Origin of the sequence: Streptomyces sp. NPDC017936 (genome assembly GCF_044328485.1) — a bacterium.
Lineage (GTDB): Bacteria > Actinomycetota > Actinomycetes > Streptomycetales > Streptomycetaceae > Streptomyces.
Genome location: NZ_JBIRHK010000001.1, coordinates 447,815 through 462,673 on the forward strand (window position 1 = coordinate 447,815; position 14,859 = coordinate 462,673).

Genomic DNA, 14,859 nt, shown 5'->3' on the forward strand with positions numbered 1-14,859 from the left:
GTCTGCCTTCCGCTGTGCCGTGGAGGCGGTGCTCTCACCAGCGAGCCGCGCCGAGGTCTCTGGAGATGGCCCGTGCGGCCTCCCGCAGCAGGGTGATCAGGCTGGGCCGGGGGTGGCCCTGGTTGTCGCAGACCCGTTCGACCGGGCCGGACAGCCCGATGGCGCCGACCACGAGGCCGCCGTGCCCCCGGATCGGCGCGGCGACGCCGGCCTCGCCCATGCTCATCTCCTGGACCTCGCCGGCCCATCCGAGTTCCCGGATCTCGGCGAGTGCCCGGTGGATCTGCTCCGGGACGATCAGGGTGTGCCGGGTGTACGGATCCAGCCCGGTCTCCACGGCCGCCTCCAGGGTGGCGGTCCCGAAGGCCAGCAGGACCTTGCCGAGCGAGGAGGCGTGCAGCGGCAGCAGTGAGCCCACGTCGAGGGTCTGGAGCGTGTCGTCCGGCCGGAACACGTGGTGGACGACGAGGACCCTGCCCTCCAGGGGGGTGCCCAGGCGGACCGCTTCCCCGCTGCGGGCGGCCAGGGCGTCGGCCCAGTTGATGGAGCGCGAGCGCAGTTCGTTGACGTCGAGGTAGCTGGTGCCGAGGTGCAGCAGGGCGGCCCCCAGCTGGTACTTCCCGGTGGCCGCGTCCTGTTCCACGAAGTCCACGTGCTGGAGCGTGCGCAGGATGCCGTGGGCGGTGCCCTTCGCCAGCCCGAGGGAGGCCGCCACCTCGCCGAGTCCGAGCCGGCGGGGCCCGCCGGCGAGGAGGCGCAGGATCGCCGCCGCCCGTTCGATCGACTGGACCGGTCCGGCCATGAGGTGAGCCTATTACCGTCCGGGCCGGTCCGCCGTACGGGGTGGTGGACGCCTCTGCGGTGTCCGGCGCGGGTGTTCGGTAATGCCGACCGCTGTTCATTGACCCGTTTCTTGCCGGTTTCTAACGTGCTACGAGGCCCGGCCCCGCGCGCTGAGGCCCGCGCCCGGCCCACCACGCTCACCGGAGGACAGCAGATGGCGGTAGAGCTCAACACCATGCTTCGGGAGGCCGTCGCCGAGCACGTCTGGCGACTGCCTCCCGTGACCGGCGCGGTATCGGCCGTGCGGCGAGGTGCGGAGGCGGTGCTCGCCGGCTGGGGCGTCTCCGCCGGCCTGGCCGAGGACGCGCTCCTGGTCGTGTCGGAGCTGCTCACCAACGCGCTCGTGCACGCCCTGCCGCCGGCCGATCTGCGGCTGGTCTGGTTCCGCGGCGGGGGATCCGGCACCCTGCGCGTCGAGGTCACCGACGCGGGGCCCCTGATCCCCGCGCAGCCGTCGTCCTCGGCGGTGGACCCGGACGAGCACGGCCGGGGCGAGCACATCGTCCACGCGCTGGCGACCCGGCACGGCGTGCGCGTGCACTCCGGCGGTGTCACCCGGTGGGCCGAACTCGTCGCGGCGTGAGCCGTCCCGCCCGGCCGCCGAGCTGCCCCGCGGACCGCTGATCCGCGCACCCGGGCTGGGTTTCCCCCCCGGCACCCGGCCCGTGATCCCTCCCGCCCGACCGAGGAGTTCCCCGACCGCCCACCCGGCGCCCGCCGCAGCTGACCGGTGGGCCGCGGCCCCAGCGCTCCGTGCCCCGCACACCCGTCCGTGACCCGCGCAGCGGTCCACGACCCGCACGCCCGGCCGGTGGGGCGCGCAGCCCTCCCGCGCGGTGCGCTTTCGCGGGTCAGACCTGGTCCGGCAGGGGGCTCCCACAAGCGTTCGCCGGGCACGCGCGACCGCGTCCCGGGGTGTCCGCGGCGTGGGACGGCGGTTCGGCGACCGCCGGCTCGGGCGCCGGCTGGGCCGTCCTGCGCAGCAACAGCAGCGCCGCGTCGTCGTGCAGCCGGCCGCCCACGTGCGCCAGCAGTTCGTCGTGGAGGGCGTCGAGCGTGCGCGCCGGCTCGTCGGACACATGGCGGGCCAGTCCTTCGGCGAGCGGGTAGAACGCACGGCCGTGGTCGCGGGCCTCGGTCACCCCGTCCGTGTAGAGCAGGAGCTGGTCCCCCTCGGCGAAGGGCTGCACATGGAGGCCGGGGGCCTCGCCCGACAGGGCGCGCAGTCCGAGCGGCGGGGCCGGGCGGGTGGGCTCCAGCGCCTCGATGCCGCCGCTCGCGCGCACCAGCAGCGGAGGGGCGTGTCCGCAGTTGACCACTTCGAGGTGCCCGGGCCGCGGGTGTCCGACGACCACGGCGGTGACGAAGTCGTCGCCGCCCAGGTTGCGCGCCAGGCTCCGCTCGATCCTTCCGACGACGGCCAGGAGATCGGGTTCGTCGTAGGCGGCCTCGCGGAAGACACCGACCACGAGGGCGGCCGTCCCCACGGCCGGCAGCCCTTTGCCGCGCACGTCGCCGACGATGAGCCGGACCCCGTACGGGGTGGGCACCAGGGCGTAGAGGTCCCCGCCGATACGGGCCTCCGCCGCGGCGGCGCTGTAGCGGACGGCCACCCGGAAGGGGCCGACGGTCTCCGGTACGGGCTTCAGCAGCGCGTGCTGGGCGGCCTCCGCGACGGAGCGGACGTCCGCCAGCACCCGTTCGCGGCGGCCGCGCAGCGCGCTGGCCAGGGCGCTCGCCAGGGTGACGGTCACCACGGCGGACAGGACCGCCACGAGGTCGCGGTCGTGAACGCCGTCCCGGGTGCCGAGGGCCGTGCCCAGGGCGGCGGCGAGCAGGCCGACGCAGAGGACGCCGCGCGGCCCGTTGGTGGTGGCGGCCAGCGCCGGCCCGGCCGCCAGCAGGGGCAGCCAGATCGTCCCGGCTCCGCCGAACAGGTCGACGAACACGATGACGGAGACGATGAGCACGGGCAGGACGGGCGTGCCGGCGGCAAGGTGTGCGGCGCCCCGTCTGCGGGCCTGCGTCCGGGAGCCGGTTTCCCGCTTCCCGAACGGCCGTGTGGGGCGGTGGGCGTCGCCGTGGTCTCGGGCCTGGCTCATGTTCCGTCCGTGGTCCTCACCTGTAGGCGGGTGCGCTCCCGACGTGTCCGTTTCATCCAGGAAAAGGGCTGAGTCCGGGAGGGACAAGGTGAGTATTTTCAGATAGTGAGCGACAGGCTCCTGGTCACGCGGCTCGCGGCCGGGATCAGCCGGGCCCGGATCTCCGCGAGGCGGGAGGCACGGTCCGCCGGCAGGGAGACGCCGAGCGAGCCGAGCGTGTCCCCGCAGCGGACGGGCACGGCGACGCAGACCGTGCCGAGGCTGTACTCCTCCAGGTCCGTGACGGCCGGTGCCGTGGGCGGGAGGTCGAGCTGCCGCAGCAGCTCGGGAAGGCTGGTGATGGTCCGCGGCGTCAGGTCGCTGAGGTGGTGCCGGGAGAGGTAGTCCCGGCGGGATTCGGTGTCCATCTCGCGCAGCACGGACTTGCCCAGCGCGGTGGCGTGCCCCGCGTCCTCGAAGCCCACCCAGAGTTCGGCCCGGGGCGCCCGGGGACCGTCGACGATCTCGGCGACCCGGATCTCGCCGTCCTCGTAGAAGGTGAGGTAGGCGGCCGCCGCCAGTTCGTCCCGCAGGGCGGCGAGGGTGGGGCGGACCCGGCTCAGCAGCGTCTGCCCGCGGCCCGAGCCCGTGGTGTGCAGGGTGTGCAGCTTGTCGCCCAGGACGAACCCTCCGTCGTCGAGCTTGCGCACGTAGCCGTCGTGCACCAGGGTCCGCAGCAGGTGGTAGGCGGTGGCCAGGGGCAGATCCGTCTCGCGGGCCAGTTGCTTCGCCGGCGCGCCGTTCTCGTGCGCGCCCACGGCCTCCAGCAGGCGGAAGGCGCGCTGCACGGACGTGATGAGCGTCGGGCCGTCACGAGCTGCCATACCCCCAGCGTGCGCCGGGTGCGCGGGGCGGGCAAGACGCGCGCCGGTCCCGGGGCCGGGGCCCGCACCTCGATGCGGGGCCCCGGCGCCCGCCCCGCGCGGCCACGAGGGCCACGACGCGGCGCGTCTCGCCGGGAGGGCCGCGGCGCGGCGTGCCTCGCGGGTGGCCGCCGCCGGCTCCGCGGCGCCTCGGCCCCGGTCCCGCCCACCGGCGACACGTGGCGCACCGGCGACCCGAGCGGCGCGGGCTTCGCGGTCCACGGCGCCCGGGCCCGCGTCACCGTGCTCGCGGCCGGCGGGGCGGGGCGGGCAGCCCCGCCGGCCGGGAGCGGTCGCGCTCAGTCGAGTCCGAGTACCTCCAGGGCGTGCTCGGCCATGCGCCGCTCCCCGAGGGCGTTGGGGTGGACCGGGACGAGGCTGGTGCCGAAGAGGAGGGGCTCGATCCAGCGGGTGCCGACGGGCCGGCACGCGTCGTGGCCGTCGGACACGCCGGCGAAGTCCACGTACGTCGCGCCCGCCTCCTCGGCGGCGCGCCGGACGACGGCGTTGAGGTGCGCCTGGATGCCGCGCAGGTAGGGCACGTCGCCGGAGGCGATCGGCAGCTTGGCGAAGCAGGAGGGGTCGGCGGTGGCGGGCGTGATCCACGGGTAGCCCAGGACCGCGACGCGGGCGCCCGGCGCCTCGGCGCGAACGCTGCCGAGGGCTGCCTTGAGCGCCGGGTAGGTGTTCGCTTCGATCTGGTCGTCGAACGTGGTGCCGTTGGCGTCCTTGCAGGGGCTGCCCTTGCCGCCGCTGAGGACGCCGGCGGTGCCGCACGCGGTCACGGCGTTGATGAAGGTGCCGTTGTCGTTGCCGCCGATCGTCACCGTCACCAGGTCGGTGTCGGCGTCGAGGGCGTTCACCTGGGGGGCGACGCCCGGGTACTGGGCCTGGGTGAAGTCCTTGGTCTGGGCGGCGCCGCAGGTCACGTCCGTGAGCCGGGCGCCCGTCCGCGACGCGATGACGTGGGGGTAGTTGGCGGTGGAACGCAGACAGAGCAGGTTCGAGACGTCCACCGGGAGGACGCCCGAAGCGGCGGCGTAGCTGTCGCCGAGGGCGGCGTAGTCGAGGGGGGCGGTGGCGTGGGAGGGGGTGCCGGTGAGGGTGAGGGCCAGCGCACCGGCGGAGGCTATTGACGCGGCCATGACACGACGGAGGGCGTGCTTCGGCATGTGCTCTCGATTCTCGGGAGTTCGGACGCGTGGGGAGCGGGCGCGGCCGGGGACCGGCGACGCCCGCGGGCGAACGGGATCACGAGGACGCAGCGGCTCGAGCGAAGGGAGGTGCCGACGGCCGCGCGTGCGCGCCGGAACACGCACACCGACGGCCGGTGAGTGGGGGATGCGCGGTTACCACGTGGTTCTACCGATAGGTAATGTGCAGGCGCCACGTACTCGAGTCAACAGAGCTGACCGAAATTCTTTCCTCCCTCACGGACGACGTCGCGGGTCCGGGGGACGCGCCCGGCCGACGGAGGGGCCCCGTCGGGCGCCCCGCCGGCCGGGGTCACGACACGCGCGTCAGAGCTGGGCGCCGAAGTTCTGCGTCCACCACGGGCCGCCGTCGCCCCGGTGGACGCCCACGCCGATCTCCTTGAAGGAGCAGTTGAGGATGTTGGCGCGGTGGCCCGGGCTGTTCATCCAGGACGTCATCACGGCGTCGGGAGTCTGCTGGCCCTTGGCGATGTTCTCCCCGAAGGTGGACCAGCGGTAGCCCGCGGCCGTGACGCGCTCGCCGGGGCCGTCGCCGTCCGGGTTGGTGTGGTCGAAGAAGTCACGGGCGGCCATGTCGTCGGAGTGGCCCTGGGCGGCGGCGCGCAGCCGGGAGTTCTCGCTGAGGGGACCGCAACCGGCGGCCGACCGCTCCTTGTTGACCAGGGCGATCACCTGGGCCGCGGTGCCGGAGGGAGCCGACTGCGGCTCAGGGGTCTTCGACGCCGGGCGCTTCGTCGCGGTCGGCGCCTTCGGGGCGGCGGCCGCGCTGGTGGCCGGGCGGGGACTCGGGGAGGCGCTCGCGCTGTGCGACGGCGACGCGGACGGGGTCGAGGACGCGGAGGGCGAGGGGGACGGGGAGGGAGGCGGGGTGCTCACCCGGGCGGCGCCGGGTGACGGGGTCCCCGGGACGACGACGTCACCGGCGGCCCGCGCCGCGGTCGCCCCCTCGGACCCGGAGCCCGGCTGCGTGCCGAACCAGTAGAGACCGCCGCCGGCCACGCACGCCGCCACGACCGCTCCGCCCACCGCCCGCCGCCTGGTGCGCCGCCGACGGCGGGCCTCACCGCGGGACAGGGACTGCCGGCCCGCGGCCCGGCGCCCTCCCGGACCGGCCGCGCCGCCGATGCGGACGACCCCGTCGGTGCCGCCCGTGCCACCCGCACCGCCCGCGTCCGGCTGCCCGCCGAGCGGGGACGCCGAACCGGCCGGGGTGGTGGCCCCGAGGTCCGGGCGGATCCGCGCCAGGAGCGACGGCGACGCCGCCACGAGAGCCAGCCCGGCCAGCAGCCCCTCGGCCGGCAGGAGTCCGTTCCACAGGCCGGAGCAGCGGGCGCAGCCGCGGGCGTGCCGGGCTATGCGCTTGCGCCACAGCGCGGAGGGCCGGCCGTCCCAGTCCACGAGCGTCCTGCGCAGTTCCTCGCACGACGGCTGCGCGTCCAGCGCCCGCACGACCACGCGGGCCGCCTCCAGCTGCGCCTTCATGCGCTGCACGCGGACCGCCGTGTGCTGCGGGGACAGCCCCAGCGCCTCGGCCACCTCGGCCCGGCCCAACTCCCCCGCGCACTCCAGCCACCACAGCGACAGCAGCCCCCGGTCGTCGGGCTCCAGCCAGCGCGTCGCTCGCGCGGTCTCCTGGCGCTGGCCCGACAACTGGAGCTGAACCATCGTCAGGTCCACGAAGTCGGCGCCCGGATCGGCCACGTCCGAGGCCTCCTCCACGGGCCTCGGGTCGTGCCGGCGGTCCTCCCAGTGAGCGCGGACCTGGTTCATGGTGATGGCCACCAGCCAGGAACGGAAGCTCTCGGGGGCCCGCAGCGCGCCCAGCGAGTCGAGGGCCCGCAGCATGGTGTCCTGCACCACGTCGTCCACGTCGACCGACCCGTTCAGAGCCCGGCCCACGATGTTGTAGACCAGCGGGAGGTACGCGCCGACGAGGGCGTCCTGCGCCTGCGTGTCGCCCGCCCGGGCGGCGGTCACCAGTGCCGCCGGGTCCACCGTGTGCTGTGCGCTCATTGCTGCTTCCCTGTCGTCGACGCCGGACCTTGCTGTCCGTCACATGGGAGATCCCTGAGGGAGCCTTGGATAACAGTTCCTCGGAAAATCGTGCGAGGAGAGGGTGGCCCCGTCGGCCAGGCCCCCGCAATGAGGGCCGTCACACCGGGTGTTGCCGAAAGCGCGCGTCGTCCGGCGCCCGCCCGAAGGCCCGGCGCGGGACGCCGGTCCGCCCGCCGCCGCCCGCACGGCCGCGTCCGTCCGGGTGGCGTCGGCGCGTCGGCGAACCGGCCGCGGCCCGACCGGCGTTGTGCAGGGCCCATCCGTCATCACGGGAAAGGTCCCTCCATGCGACGCACCGTTCTGTTCGCCGCCTGCGCCCTCATCTCCGCCGCGGCCACCGGGTTCTTCACCACCAGCGCCATCCGCAGCCGCTGAGCCACAGCGCGCCGGGGTGCGGCCGGGGGCAGGAGCGGCCTTCTCGTCCTCCGGCCCGCGGCGCCCGTCGCCGCGCGGCTAACATGCCCGAGATGTCACACAATGACCGTGCCGAGTCGCCGACGCCCGGGGAACGATGGACCCGGTTCAAGGAGTCACCGCTGTGGCCGGCGACCGTGCTGGTGCTGATCCTGGCGGCCGCCGCGGCCCTCTTCGCCGGCTCGTACACCTACTCCATGGCCGACCCGACACCGCGCTCCATCCCGACCGCGCTGACCGGCGCCTACGAGCAGCCCGCGGGCCGGCGCTTCCTCGACGGCATGGAACAGGCCCTGAACACGGCGGTGAAGGTCCAGGTGTACGACACGACGGCCGGGGCGAGGACCGCGGTCGAGGAGCAGCGCGTCTTCGCGATCCTCGACGTGCGCCGCGGGGGCGGCGTGACACTGGACCTCTCCTCGGCGTCCGGGGCGTCGGTGGCCGAGGTGCTGGCCGAGGCGGCCCCGGCCGTGGGCAGGCGGACGGGGGTCCCGGTCGGCGTCCGGGACATCAACCCCCTCCAGGAGGGGGACCCGCGGGGGCTGGCGATCTTCTACATCTCGCTCGCCGCCGTGATCGTCGGGTTCGTCGGGGCCATCCAGCTCAGCGTGCACGCACGCACCCTCACTCCGCCCGAGCGCATCGTCTTCACCGCCCTCTACGCGCTGCTGGGCGGGTTCGCCATCGCGGCGACCGTGGACTGGCTGCTGGGCGCGCTGGACCTGCCGTTCGTCGAGTCGTGGCTGATCCTGTCGCTGACGCTGTTCGCCAGCGGCATGGTCTTCACCATGTTCAACACGCTCGTGGGCCGCTGGGCGATGCTGCCGACCTGGGGGGTGATGATCCTGCTGGGCAACCCCTCGTCGGGCGGCGCCGTGTCGTGGCCCCTGCTGCCCTCCCCGCTGGGCGTGATCGGCCGCTGGCTGCCGCCCGGCGCCTCGGTGAACGCCCAGCACACGGCGGTGTACTTCGCCGGTCACCAGCACGCCTTCCCGTTCCTGGTGCTGGCCGGGTGGGCGCTGGTGTCCTGCGCGGTCTTCTGGATCTGGCGCCACCGCCACCCGGGCGGACGGGAGACGCCCCCGGCCGAGGGCGCCGCGTGACGCGCGCCCGCGCACCGCGCCGCCGCTCTTCGCGACCGTCCCCGGCGCGCCGCCGCACCCGTCGCATGACGTGCCCTTCGGCGGGGAACACGGTGGCCACGCTTTCCGCCCGTTCCTTGCCCCATCAACCTGTCTGGAGAGGACCATGAGCCTGCTGCGTCTGGCCGGTCGCCCCCTGTTGGCCTCGATGCTCGTCTCGGGCGGCGTTCAGTCCGTGCGAGCGCCCGAGCAGGTCGCGCCGGCCGCCGACCCCGTCGTGCGCCCCCTCAGGGAACGCGTGACGGCGCTGCCCGACAGCACCGAGGAGGTCGTACGACTCAACGGCGCCGTACAGGTCGCGGCCGGGCTCCTGCTCGCCACCGGCCGCGTGCCCCGGGTGGCCGCGCTCGCCGCCGCCGTCACCCTCGTGCCCACCACCTGGGCGGCCCATCGGTTCTGGGAGGTGAAGGACCCGGACGAGCGCGCCCGGCAGCGCACCCACTTCCTGCAGAACGTGTCCGTGCTGGGCGGGTTGCTGATCGCGGCCGCGGACACCGGCGGCAGTCCGTCGCTGGCGTGGCGCGGCCGGCACGCCGCGCACGGCGTCCGCCGGGAGGCCCGCCTGGTCCGGCGGTCGGTGCGGGCCACCGCCCGTCCCGCGGCCACCGCGGGCGCGGTGCGCGCGAAGCTGAGCCGCTGATCCGGCGGCCCGCCGCCGCCCCGAGCCCCTGATCCCCGGGCCGCCGCCGGCGGGCGGCCCGGGCGCCGGCGCGTGCGGCCGGCGCCCGGACGTCGCCGGCGGTTCGCTGATGCCGTCCGGGGCCGCGGGGCGGCCCGGGTGCGGACGGGCGGGCGTCGGAGACGGCCGGCGGAGCCCCTTCCGCGGGGCCCGCCACCCGGGGCTCCCGACGCCGTCGGCGGCAGGGTCACGCCGTCGGCGGGTGTGCTCCGGCACGCCCCGCGGCCGTCCCTCCGCCCGCCCGTCGCACGGTCACCCGGTGCGCTGCCGGATCCAGCGCAGCGTGCGGTCGAAGACGTCCTCGACCCCGGCGTCGGACAGTCCGTGCCAGACGTGGTCGGCCCCCGGGAGGGTCCACAGGTCGACGGGGGCCCCGGCGTCGCGGAGGCGGGCGGCGAGACGGCGGCTGTGGTCGCAGGCGACCATGGAGTCGTCCTCGCCGTGTGCCAGCAGGAACGGCGGGGCGTCCGGTCCCGCGTGGGCCACGGGACTCGCCTCCCGCGCGAGCTCGGGCACGTCGGCGGGGGCGGCGCCGAGCAGGAGCGCTTCGGGGGTGTGCGGGTCGTCCGCCTGCAGGGTGAGGTCGCTGGGCGCGTACCAGGCGACGGCGCCCCTCAGTGCCGGGGCTCCCGGGGAGAGCGCGAGCAGCGCGGCGAGGTGGCCGCCGGCCGACTCCCCCCACACGACCGTCCGCTCCGCGTCCGTGCCGAGTTCGGCCGAGCGCCGGACGAGCCAGCGCACGGCGGCGCGCAGGTCCTCCAGCGGAGCGGGGAAGACGGCCTCGCCGCTGAGGCGGTAGTCCACGGAGGCGACGGCCAGCCCGGCGGCGGCGATCCTGGCGAAGGGGCCCGGGTCCCACTGCCGCATCCGGTACCCCATGTCCTCGCGTCTGCCCCGGCGCCAGGCTCCGCCGTGCACGAAGACCACCAGGGGCGGGGGCGGGTCGCCGGGCCGGCGCGGCGGCAGCCACAGGTCGAGCTCCGGCGGCCGCACGCCCGGCACGTCCGCGTACGGGACGCCCCGCAGCAGGCGGATCCCGTCGGCGACGACGGCGGCCGGCGGCAGCGGCGCCTCGTCCGGGTGCGGGGCCGGGACGAGGGCGCGCAGGTCGGTGTCAGGCCTCACGGGAGCGCCACCGGTGGTCGGGGAGGAAGCGCACGTCGTACTGCTGCGGGACGGTGGCGAACTTGCCGGGCTCGGGCACGTACGGCTGCGGCAGCGGGCCGGGCCCTTCGACGGGGGTGCCGAGGTTCTCGAAGAACCGCTCGAACGTCCCGCCGGGACCGGCGGCCACGCCGACGATCCGGCTGCCGTGCCGCTCGATGCGGTAGGCGTGCGGGCAGTTCTTCGGCACGAATCCGAAGTCCCCGCTGGTCAGCAGCTTCTCGTACTGCTCTCCCGCGGTGTCCTCGACGAAGAGCCGCACGGCGCCGTCCGTCACGAAGAAGACCTCGTAGGTGTCGGGGTGCATGTGGGCCGGGATGGTGTCGCCCTTGGGGCCCTCACAGGTGAAGAAGTTGAAGGTGTTCTCCGTCTGCTCGCCTCCCGCGTAGACGGTGAACAGGTCGGTGAACAGCTGGGCGCGGTCGCCCATGCCCCGCTCGATGAAGTACGGCTTGCCCGGCTCCGGGGGGATCTGTGAGGAACGGCGGTAGCGGGTGGCGTACTCGATGGTCATGGGTCTCCTCGGCTCGGCACACGAAACGCATGTCAGCCTGACTGACATACTGGTGATGTCAGCGAGGCTGACACATGCCTCCCGGGACGTGCAAGACTTCACCGACCTTTTCTTCTCCGCCGACGAGGAGCCCATGGACGCCGGACAGCGCAGCCTGCCGCAACTGCTGGGCGAGGCCCGCAAGTGGTTCGACGACGCCCTGCTGACGGCCCTGGAGGCGGCCGGGGCGGAGCAGGTGTCGTCGACCCAGCTGCAGCTGTTCGCGGTTCTCGACGACGACGGGACGACGGCGTCCGAGCTGGCGCGGCGCATGGGCGTCACCCGGCAGACCGCGCACAAGGCCGTGCACACCCTGGTCGTCCTGGGGCTGCTGGAGCAGGCCCCGCACCCGGCCTCGGCGCGCCGGCTGCTGATCCGCCGCACCCCGAAGGGCCGGCGGGCGCACGAGCGGGCGACGGCGATCCTCGACGGACTCGAGCGCACCCTGGCCGCGCGGATCGGTCAGCGGGCCGTCGCGGACCTGCGGGCCGTCCTGGAGACGCCCTGGGGAGAGCCGCCCGAGCCGTCCGCCGCCGGGGAGTGACGGGCTCCGGGGGCTCCGGGCGCCGGGGTTCCGGGCGCGCACCCGCCCGCCGCCCTCACCCGGTACGCGTACGACAGGTCCCCCTGACGGACCATCACCGACGTGTCAAAGCCATATAAAAACACCTTTCCGTTACGGTCGGGCAGCATGTCCTCACTCAACGAACGCGGCCTGCGCGGACACCGCGCATCGCGCCCCGCAGCCCGCTCGGCAGTGCGGCTGATGCTGCCGCTCACCGCCCTGTTCGCCCTCGTCACGCCGGACGCCCGGGCCGCGACGACCCGCCCCCCGGACGTCGACTGGGACGCCATCGCCCGCTGCGAATCGAGCGGCGACTGGCAGGCCAACACCGGCAACGGCCACTACGGGGGCCTCCAGTTCAGCCAGTCCAGCTGGATCGCCGCGGGCGGCCTCACGTACGCGCCCCGGGCCGACCTGGCGACGAAGGAGGAGCAGATCGCCGTGGCCCGGCGCCTGGCGGCCCTGCAGGGCATGAGCGCCTGGGCCTGCGCCTGACGGGCCCCGCGCGGCTCAGTACAGCGCGTTCAGCGCGCCGGGCAGGACCGTGGCCGTGACGGGCAGGTCGGCCTCGACCTCGCCGTCGGCGCCGTAGGGGACCGTCCGGTCGGCCTCGATGCGGACCCGGGCGCCGCGCAGGACGCGCACCTCCGGACGGCGGACGTGGGTGCCCGCCTTCAGTTCGTCCATCAGGGCGAAGAACAGGCGCCGTGGTGCGTGCCGGATCATCACGACCTCCAGCAGGCCGTCGTCGATCCGGGCGCCGGGCGCGATGAGACGGCCCGAGCCGTAGAAGCCGGAGTTGGCGGCGACGACCGTGTACCCGCGGTGCGCGTGTTCGACGCCGTCGACCGTCACCCGGTAGCGGGCCGGGCGCCAGGTGCTGACCGCGCGCAGGCCCCCGGCGTAGTAGGCGGCGGCGCCCCGCAGCAGTCCGGCGTGGTTGGCGTGGCGGTTGGCGAGCGCGTCGACCCCCGCGTAGACGCTGCCGAGGACGACGGTGCGGTCGTGGACGGCGGAGCGCACCTCGATGGTGTCGACGGGCCGCGGCTCGGCTTCGAGCAGCACACGGGCCAGGGCGCCGGCTCCGGTGGGCAGGCCCAGGGCGCGGGCGAAGTCGTTGCCCCGCCCGGCCGGCACCAGCCCCAGCACCGAGCCGGTTCCGCTGAGGGCTCCGCCGATCGCGCCGGTGATGCCGTCGCCGCCGACCGCCAGCACCACCCGGCCGCGTTCCCCGGCCTCCCGTGCGAGGTCCTGCGCGTGGGCGAGGCTGCGGCTGTAGGCGGTCTCGAGTCCGGCGCCCGCCTCGCGCAGCAGCCGGGCCAGTCCGAGGAGCGCGGCCGCGCCCGTGGCTGCGCCTGCGGTGGGGTTGACGACGGCCGTGAACTGTCGCATGGGTGGGCCTCCGGGCGGTCGGCGGACGGACGGTGGGGCGAGGGGGTGGCGCGGGGTCGGAGAACGCGCGCCGGCCCGACGGGGGCCGGTCGACGGTGCCGGGCCGACCGGGGTGTCGGGCCGACGGGGCGGCAGGCCGGCCGGGGCACCGGGCCGACGGGGGCGGCAGGCCGGCCGGGACACCGGGCCCACGGGGGCGGCGGGTGCCCGGTCGGCGGGTGCCGGGCCGGGTTCAGTCCGCGGGCAGCAGGACTCCCGGGTTGAGCACGCCGGCCGGGTCGAGGCGTCGCTTGACGGCGCGCAGGGCGTCGACGGCGAGGGGGCCCGCCTCCCGCACGTACCAGTCGCGGTGGTCGGCGCCCACGCCGTGGTGGTGGCTGATGGTGCCGCCGGCGGCGAGGATCGCGTCGTTGGCGGCGTGCTTGGCGCGGGTCCAGTGGGCGACGGGGTCGTCGCCCTGGGCGCTGACGACGGTGAAGTACAGGGAGGCGCCGTTCTCGTAGACGTGCGAGATGTGGCACATGACCAGCGGCGGGGTGCCGGCGGCGGTGAGGGTGGCGGTCAGGGCCTCGCGGACGGAGGCGTAGAGCTCCGGCAGGCGGGACCAGAAGGCGGCGGTCTCCAGGGTCTCGGCGAACGCGCCCGCGTCGAGCAGGGCGTCCCGCAGGTAGGGGGCGGAGTAGCGGCCGTGCGCCCAGCGGCGGCCCGGCTCCTCCCCCAGCGGTGTGCCGCCGGCGTCGCGCAGTGCCGCCGCCGCCCGGTCACGGCGGCGGGCGGTGTCCTCCGCGGCGCCCTCGAAGCCGACGACGGCCAGGCATCCCGCGTCCTGCCGCGCGGCGGAGCCGATGGCGTCGGGCTGGGCCAGGCCGACGAGCGTCTCGGTCTCGTCGGACAGGCGCAGCACGGTCGGGCGGGGCCCGTCCTGGGCGAGCCGGCGCAGCGCGTCGGCGCCCTGCCGGAAGGACGGGAACCGCCAGCCTTCGTAACGGCGGGTGGGCGGCACGGGGCGGACCCGCACGGTCACGGAGGTGATCACGCCGAACGCGCCCTCCGAACCGAGCAGGAGCTGGCGCAGGTCGGGGCCGGCCGCCGAGCGCGGGGCGCGGCCGGTGCCGACGGTGCCCTCGGGGGTGGCGAGGGTCAGTCCCAGCACCATGTCGTCGAAGCGGCCGTAGCCGGCGGAGGCCTGTCCGCTGGAGCGGGTGGCGGCGAAGCCGCCGATGGTGGCCCACTCGTAGGACTGCGGGAAGTGGCCGAGGGTGAAGCCGTGTTCGGCGAGCAGCGCCTCGGCGCGCGGGGCGCGCAGTCCCGCCTGGAGGGTGGCGGTCCGCGAGACGGGGTCGACGGCGAGCAGGCCGTCCATGCGGCGCAGGTCGAGTGCGACGAAGGTGCCGCGCCGGACCGGCGCGAGGCCGCCGACGACCGAGGTCCCGCCGCCGAACGGCACGACCGCCAGCCCGTGCGCGGCGCACGCCCGCAGCACGGCGAGGACCTCGTCGTGGCCGGCCGGGAGCACCACGGCCGCCGGGACGTCGTCGACCTCGCCGGCCCGGATCCGCAGCAGGTCCGGGGTGGACTTGCCGCGGGTGTGGCGGACGCGGGTCCCGGCGTCCGTGCGCACGTGCTCGTCGTGCCCGCCGACGGCGGCCAGCAGGGCGCGGTGCGCCTCGGCGTCCAGCGGTGACGGGGGAACGGCGATGTCCTCCAGGGCGACCGGTCCGGCGCCGCGCGGCTCCACGCCCAGCAGGTCGCGCAGCAGTCCGGTCACCGTGTCGGGCAGCGGCGTCGCCGCGGCGGGGTCGCCCCAGCCGCTCCACAGCATGTCCATCGGTGT

14 protein-coding genes are annotated in these 14,859 nt (G+C 75.7%); 5 read left to right on the forward strand and 9 right to left on the reverse strand.

Going from position 1 to position 14,859, the window contains the following annotated elements; genetic code table 11:
* Nucleotides 1–34: 34 nt before the first annotated feature.
* Nucleotides 35–802: an IclR family transcriptional regulator gene (locus ACH4F6_RS01800; protein ID WP_397957839.1), complete on the reverse strand. Its 768-nt coding sequence runs from the start codon at nucleotides 800–802 to the stop codon at nucleotides 35–37.
* A 195-nt stretch (nucleotides 803–997) separates the two neighbouring features.
* Between ACH4F6_RS01800 and ACH4F6_RS01805 the strand changes: the two genes are divergently transcribed.
* A complete protein-coding gene (locus ACH4F6_RS01805) occupies nucleotides 998–1,426 on the forward strand; it encodes an ATP-binding protein (RefSeq protein WP_397957840.1) in 429 nt (142 codons plus the stop codon).
* A gap of 268 nt (nucleotides 1,427–1,694) precedes the next feature.
* On the opposite strand, the gene ACH4F6_RS01810 is transcribed toward ACH4F6_RS01805, so the two are convergent.
* The 4 genes from ACH4F6_RS01810 to ACH4F6_RS01825 all read right to left on the reverse strand — a co-directional run bounded on the left by ACH4F6_RS01810 (nucleotide 1,695) and on the right by ACH4F6_RS01825 (nucleotide 7,074).
* Nucleotides 1,695–2,945 (reverse strand): PP2C family protein-serine/threonine phosphatase, encoded by a 1,251-nt coding sequence (locus ACH4F6_RS01810; protein WP_397957841.1) that lies wholly within the window; start codon nucleotides 2,943–2,945, stop codon nucleotides 1,695–1,697.
* Between the two features lie 98 nt (nucleotides 2,946–3,043).
* Nucleotides 3,044–3,808 (reverse strand): IclR family transcriptional regulator, encoded by a 765-nt coding sequence (locus ACH4F6_RS01815; RefSeq protein WP_397957842.1) that lies wholly within the window; start codon nucleotides 3,806–3,808, stop codon nucleotides 3,044–3,046.
* Nucleotides 3,809–4,146: 338 nt separating this feature from the next.
* The gene (locus tag ACH4F6_RS01820) at nucleotides 4,147–5,019 is read right to left on the reverse strand and encodes an SGNH/GDSL hydrolase family protein (RefSeq protein WP_397957843.1); all 873 of its coding nucleotides are present in this window, start codon (nucleotides 5,017–5,019) and stop codon (nucleotides 4,147–4,149) included.
* Between the two features lie 348 nt (nucleotides 5,020–5,367).
* Entirely contained in the window at nucleotides 5,368–7,074 is a 1,707-nt protein-coding gene (locus ACH4F6_RS01825; protein WP_397957844.1) for a sigma-70 family RNA polymerase sigma factor, read from the reverse strand.
* Nucleotides 7,075–7,583: 509 nt separating this feature from the next.
* Here ACH4F6_RS01825 and ACH4F6_RS01830 point away from each other — a divergent pair.
* Both ACH4F6_RS01830 and ACH4F6_RS01835 read left to right on the forward strand, forming a co-directional pair.
* A complete protein-coding gene (locus ACH4F6_RS01830) occupies nucleotides 7,584–8,633 on the forward strand; it encodes an ABC transporter permease (RefSeq protein WP_397957845.1) in 1,050 nt (349 codons plus the stop codon).
* A gap of 145 nt (nucleotides 8,634–8,778) precedes the next feature.
* On the forward strand, nucleotides 8,779–9,312 hold the full coding sequence (locus tag ACH4F6_RS01835) for a DoxX family membrane protein (protein ID WP_397957846.1): 534 nt from the start codon (nucleotides 8,779–8,781) through the stop codon (nucleotides 9,310–9,312).
* 291 nt (nucleotides 9,313–9,603) lie between these two features.
* On the opposite strand, the gene ACH4F6_RS01840 is transcribed toward ACH4F6_RS01835, so the two are convergent.
* Complete coding sequence (locus ACH4F6_RS01840) at nucleotides 9,604–10,476, reverse strand: alpha/beta hydrolase fold domain-containing protein (RefSeq protein ID WP_397957847.1); 873 nt, start codon at nucleotides 10,474–10,476, stop codon at nucleotides 9,604–9,606.
* Nucleotides 10,466–11,029 carry a quercetin 2,3-dioxygenase gene (locus tag ACH4F6_RS01845; protein WP_397957848.1) on the reverse strand — a complete coding sequence of 188 codons (564 nt, stop codon included), beginning with the start codon at nucleotides 11,027–11,029 and terminating at the stop codon, nucleotides 10,466–10,468. Before ACH4F6_RS01845 ends, ACH4F6_RS01840 begins: the two co-directional genes overlap by 11 nt.
* Before the next feature lie 55 nt (nucleotides 11,030–11,084).
* Here ACH4F6_RS01845 and ACH4F6_RS01850 point away from each other — a divergent pair, with 55 nt between their 5' ends.
* Entirely contained in the window at nucleotides 11,085–11,612 is a 528-nt protein-coding gene (locus ACH4F6_RS01850) for a MarR family winged helix-turn-helix transcriptional regulator (protein ID WP_397957849.1), read from the forward strand.
* Between the two features lie 147 nt (nucleotides 11,613–11,759).
* Nucleotides 11,760–12,128, forward strand: coding sequence for a transglycosylase family protein (locus ACH4F6_RS01855; protein WP_397957850.1), 369 nt, complete (start codon nucleotides 11,760–11,762; stop codon nucleotides 12,126–12,128).
* A 15-nt stretch (nucleotides 12,129–12,143) separates the two neighbouring features.
* Here ACH4F6_RS01855 and ACH4F6_RS01860 read toward each other — a convergent pair whose 3' ends face one another.
* Entirely contained in the window at nucleotides 12,144–13,025 is an 882-nt protein-coding gene (locus ACH4F6_RS01860; protein WP_397957851.1) for a diacylglycerol kinase family protein, read from the reverse strand.
* Nucleotides 13,026–13,257: 232 nt separating this feature from the next.
* Nucleotides 13,258–14,853, reverse strand: coding sequence for an FAD-binding oxidoreductase (locus ACH4F6_RS01865; protein ID WP_397957852.1), 1,596 nt, complete (start codon nucleotides 14,851–14,853; stop codon nucleotides 13,258–13,260).
* Nucleotides 14,854–14,859: the final 6 nt, after the last annotated feature.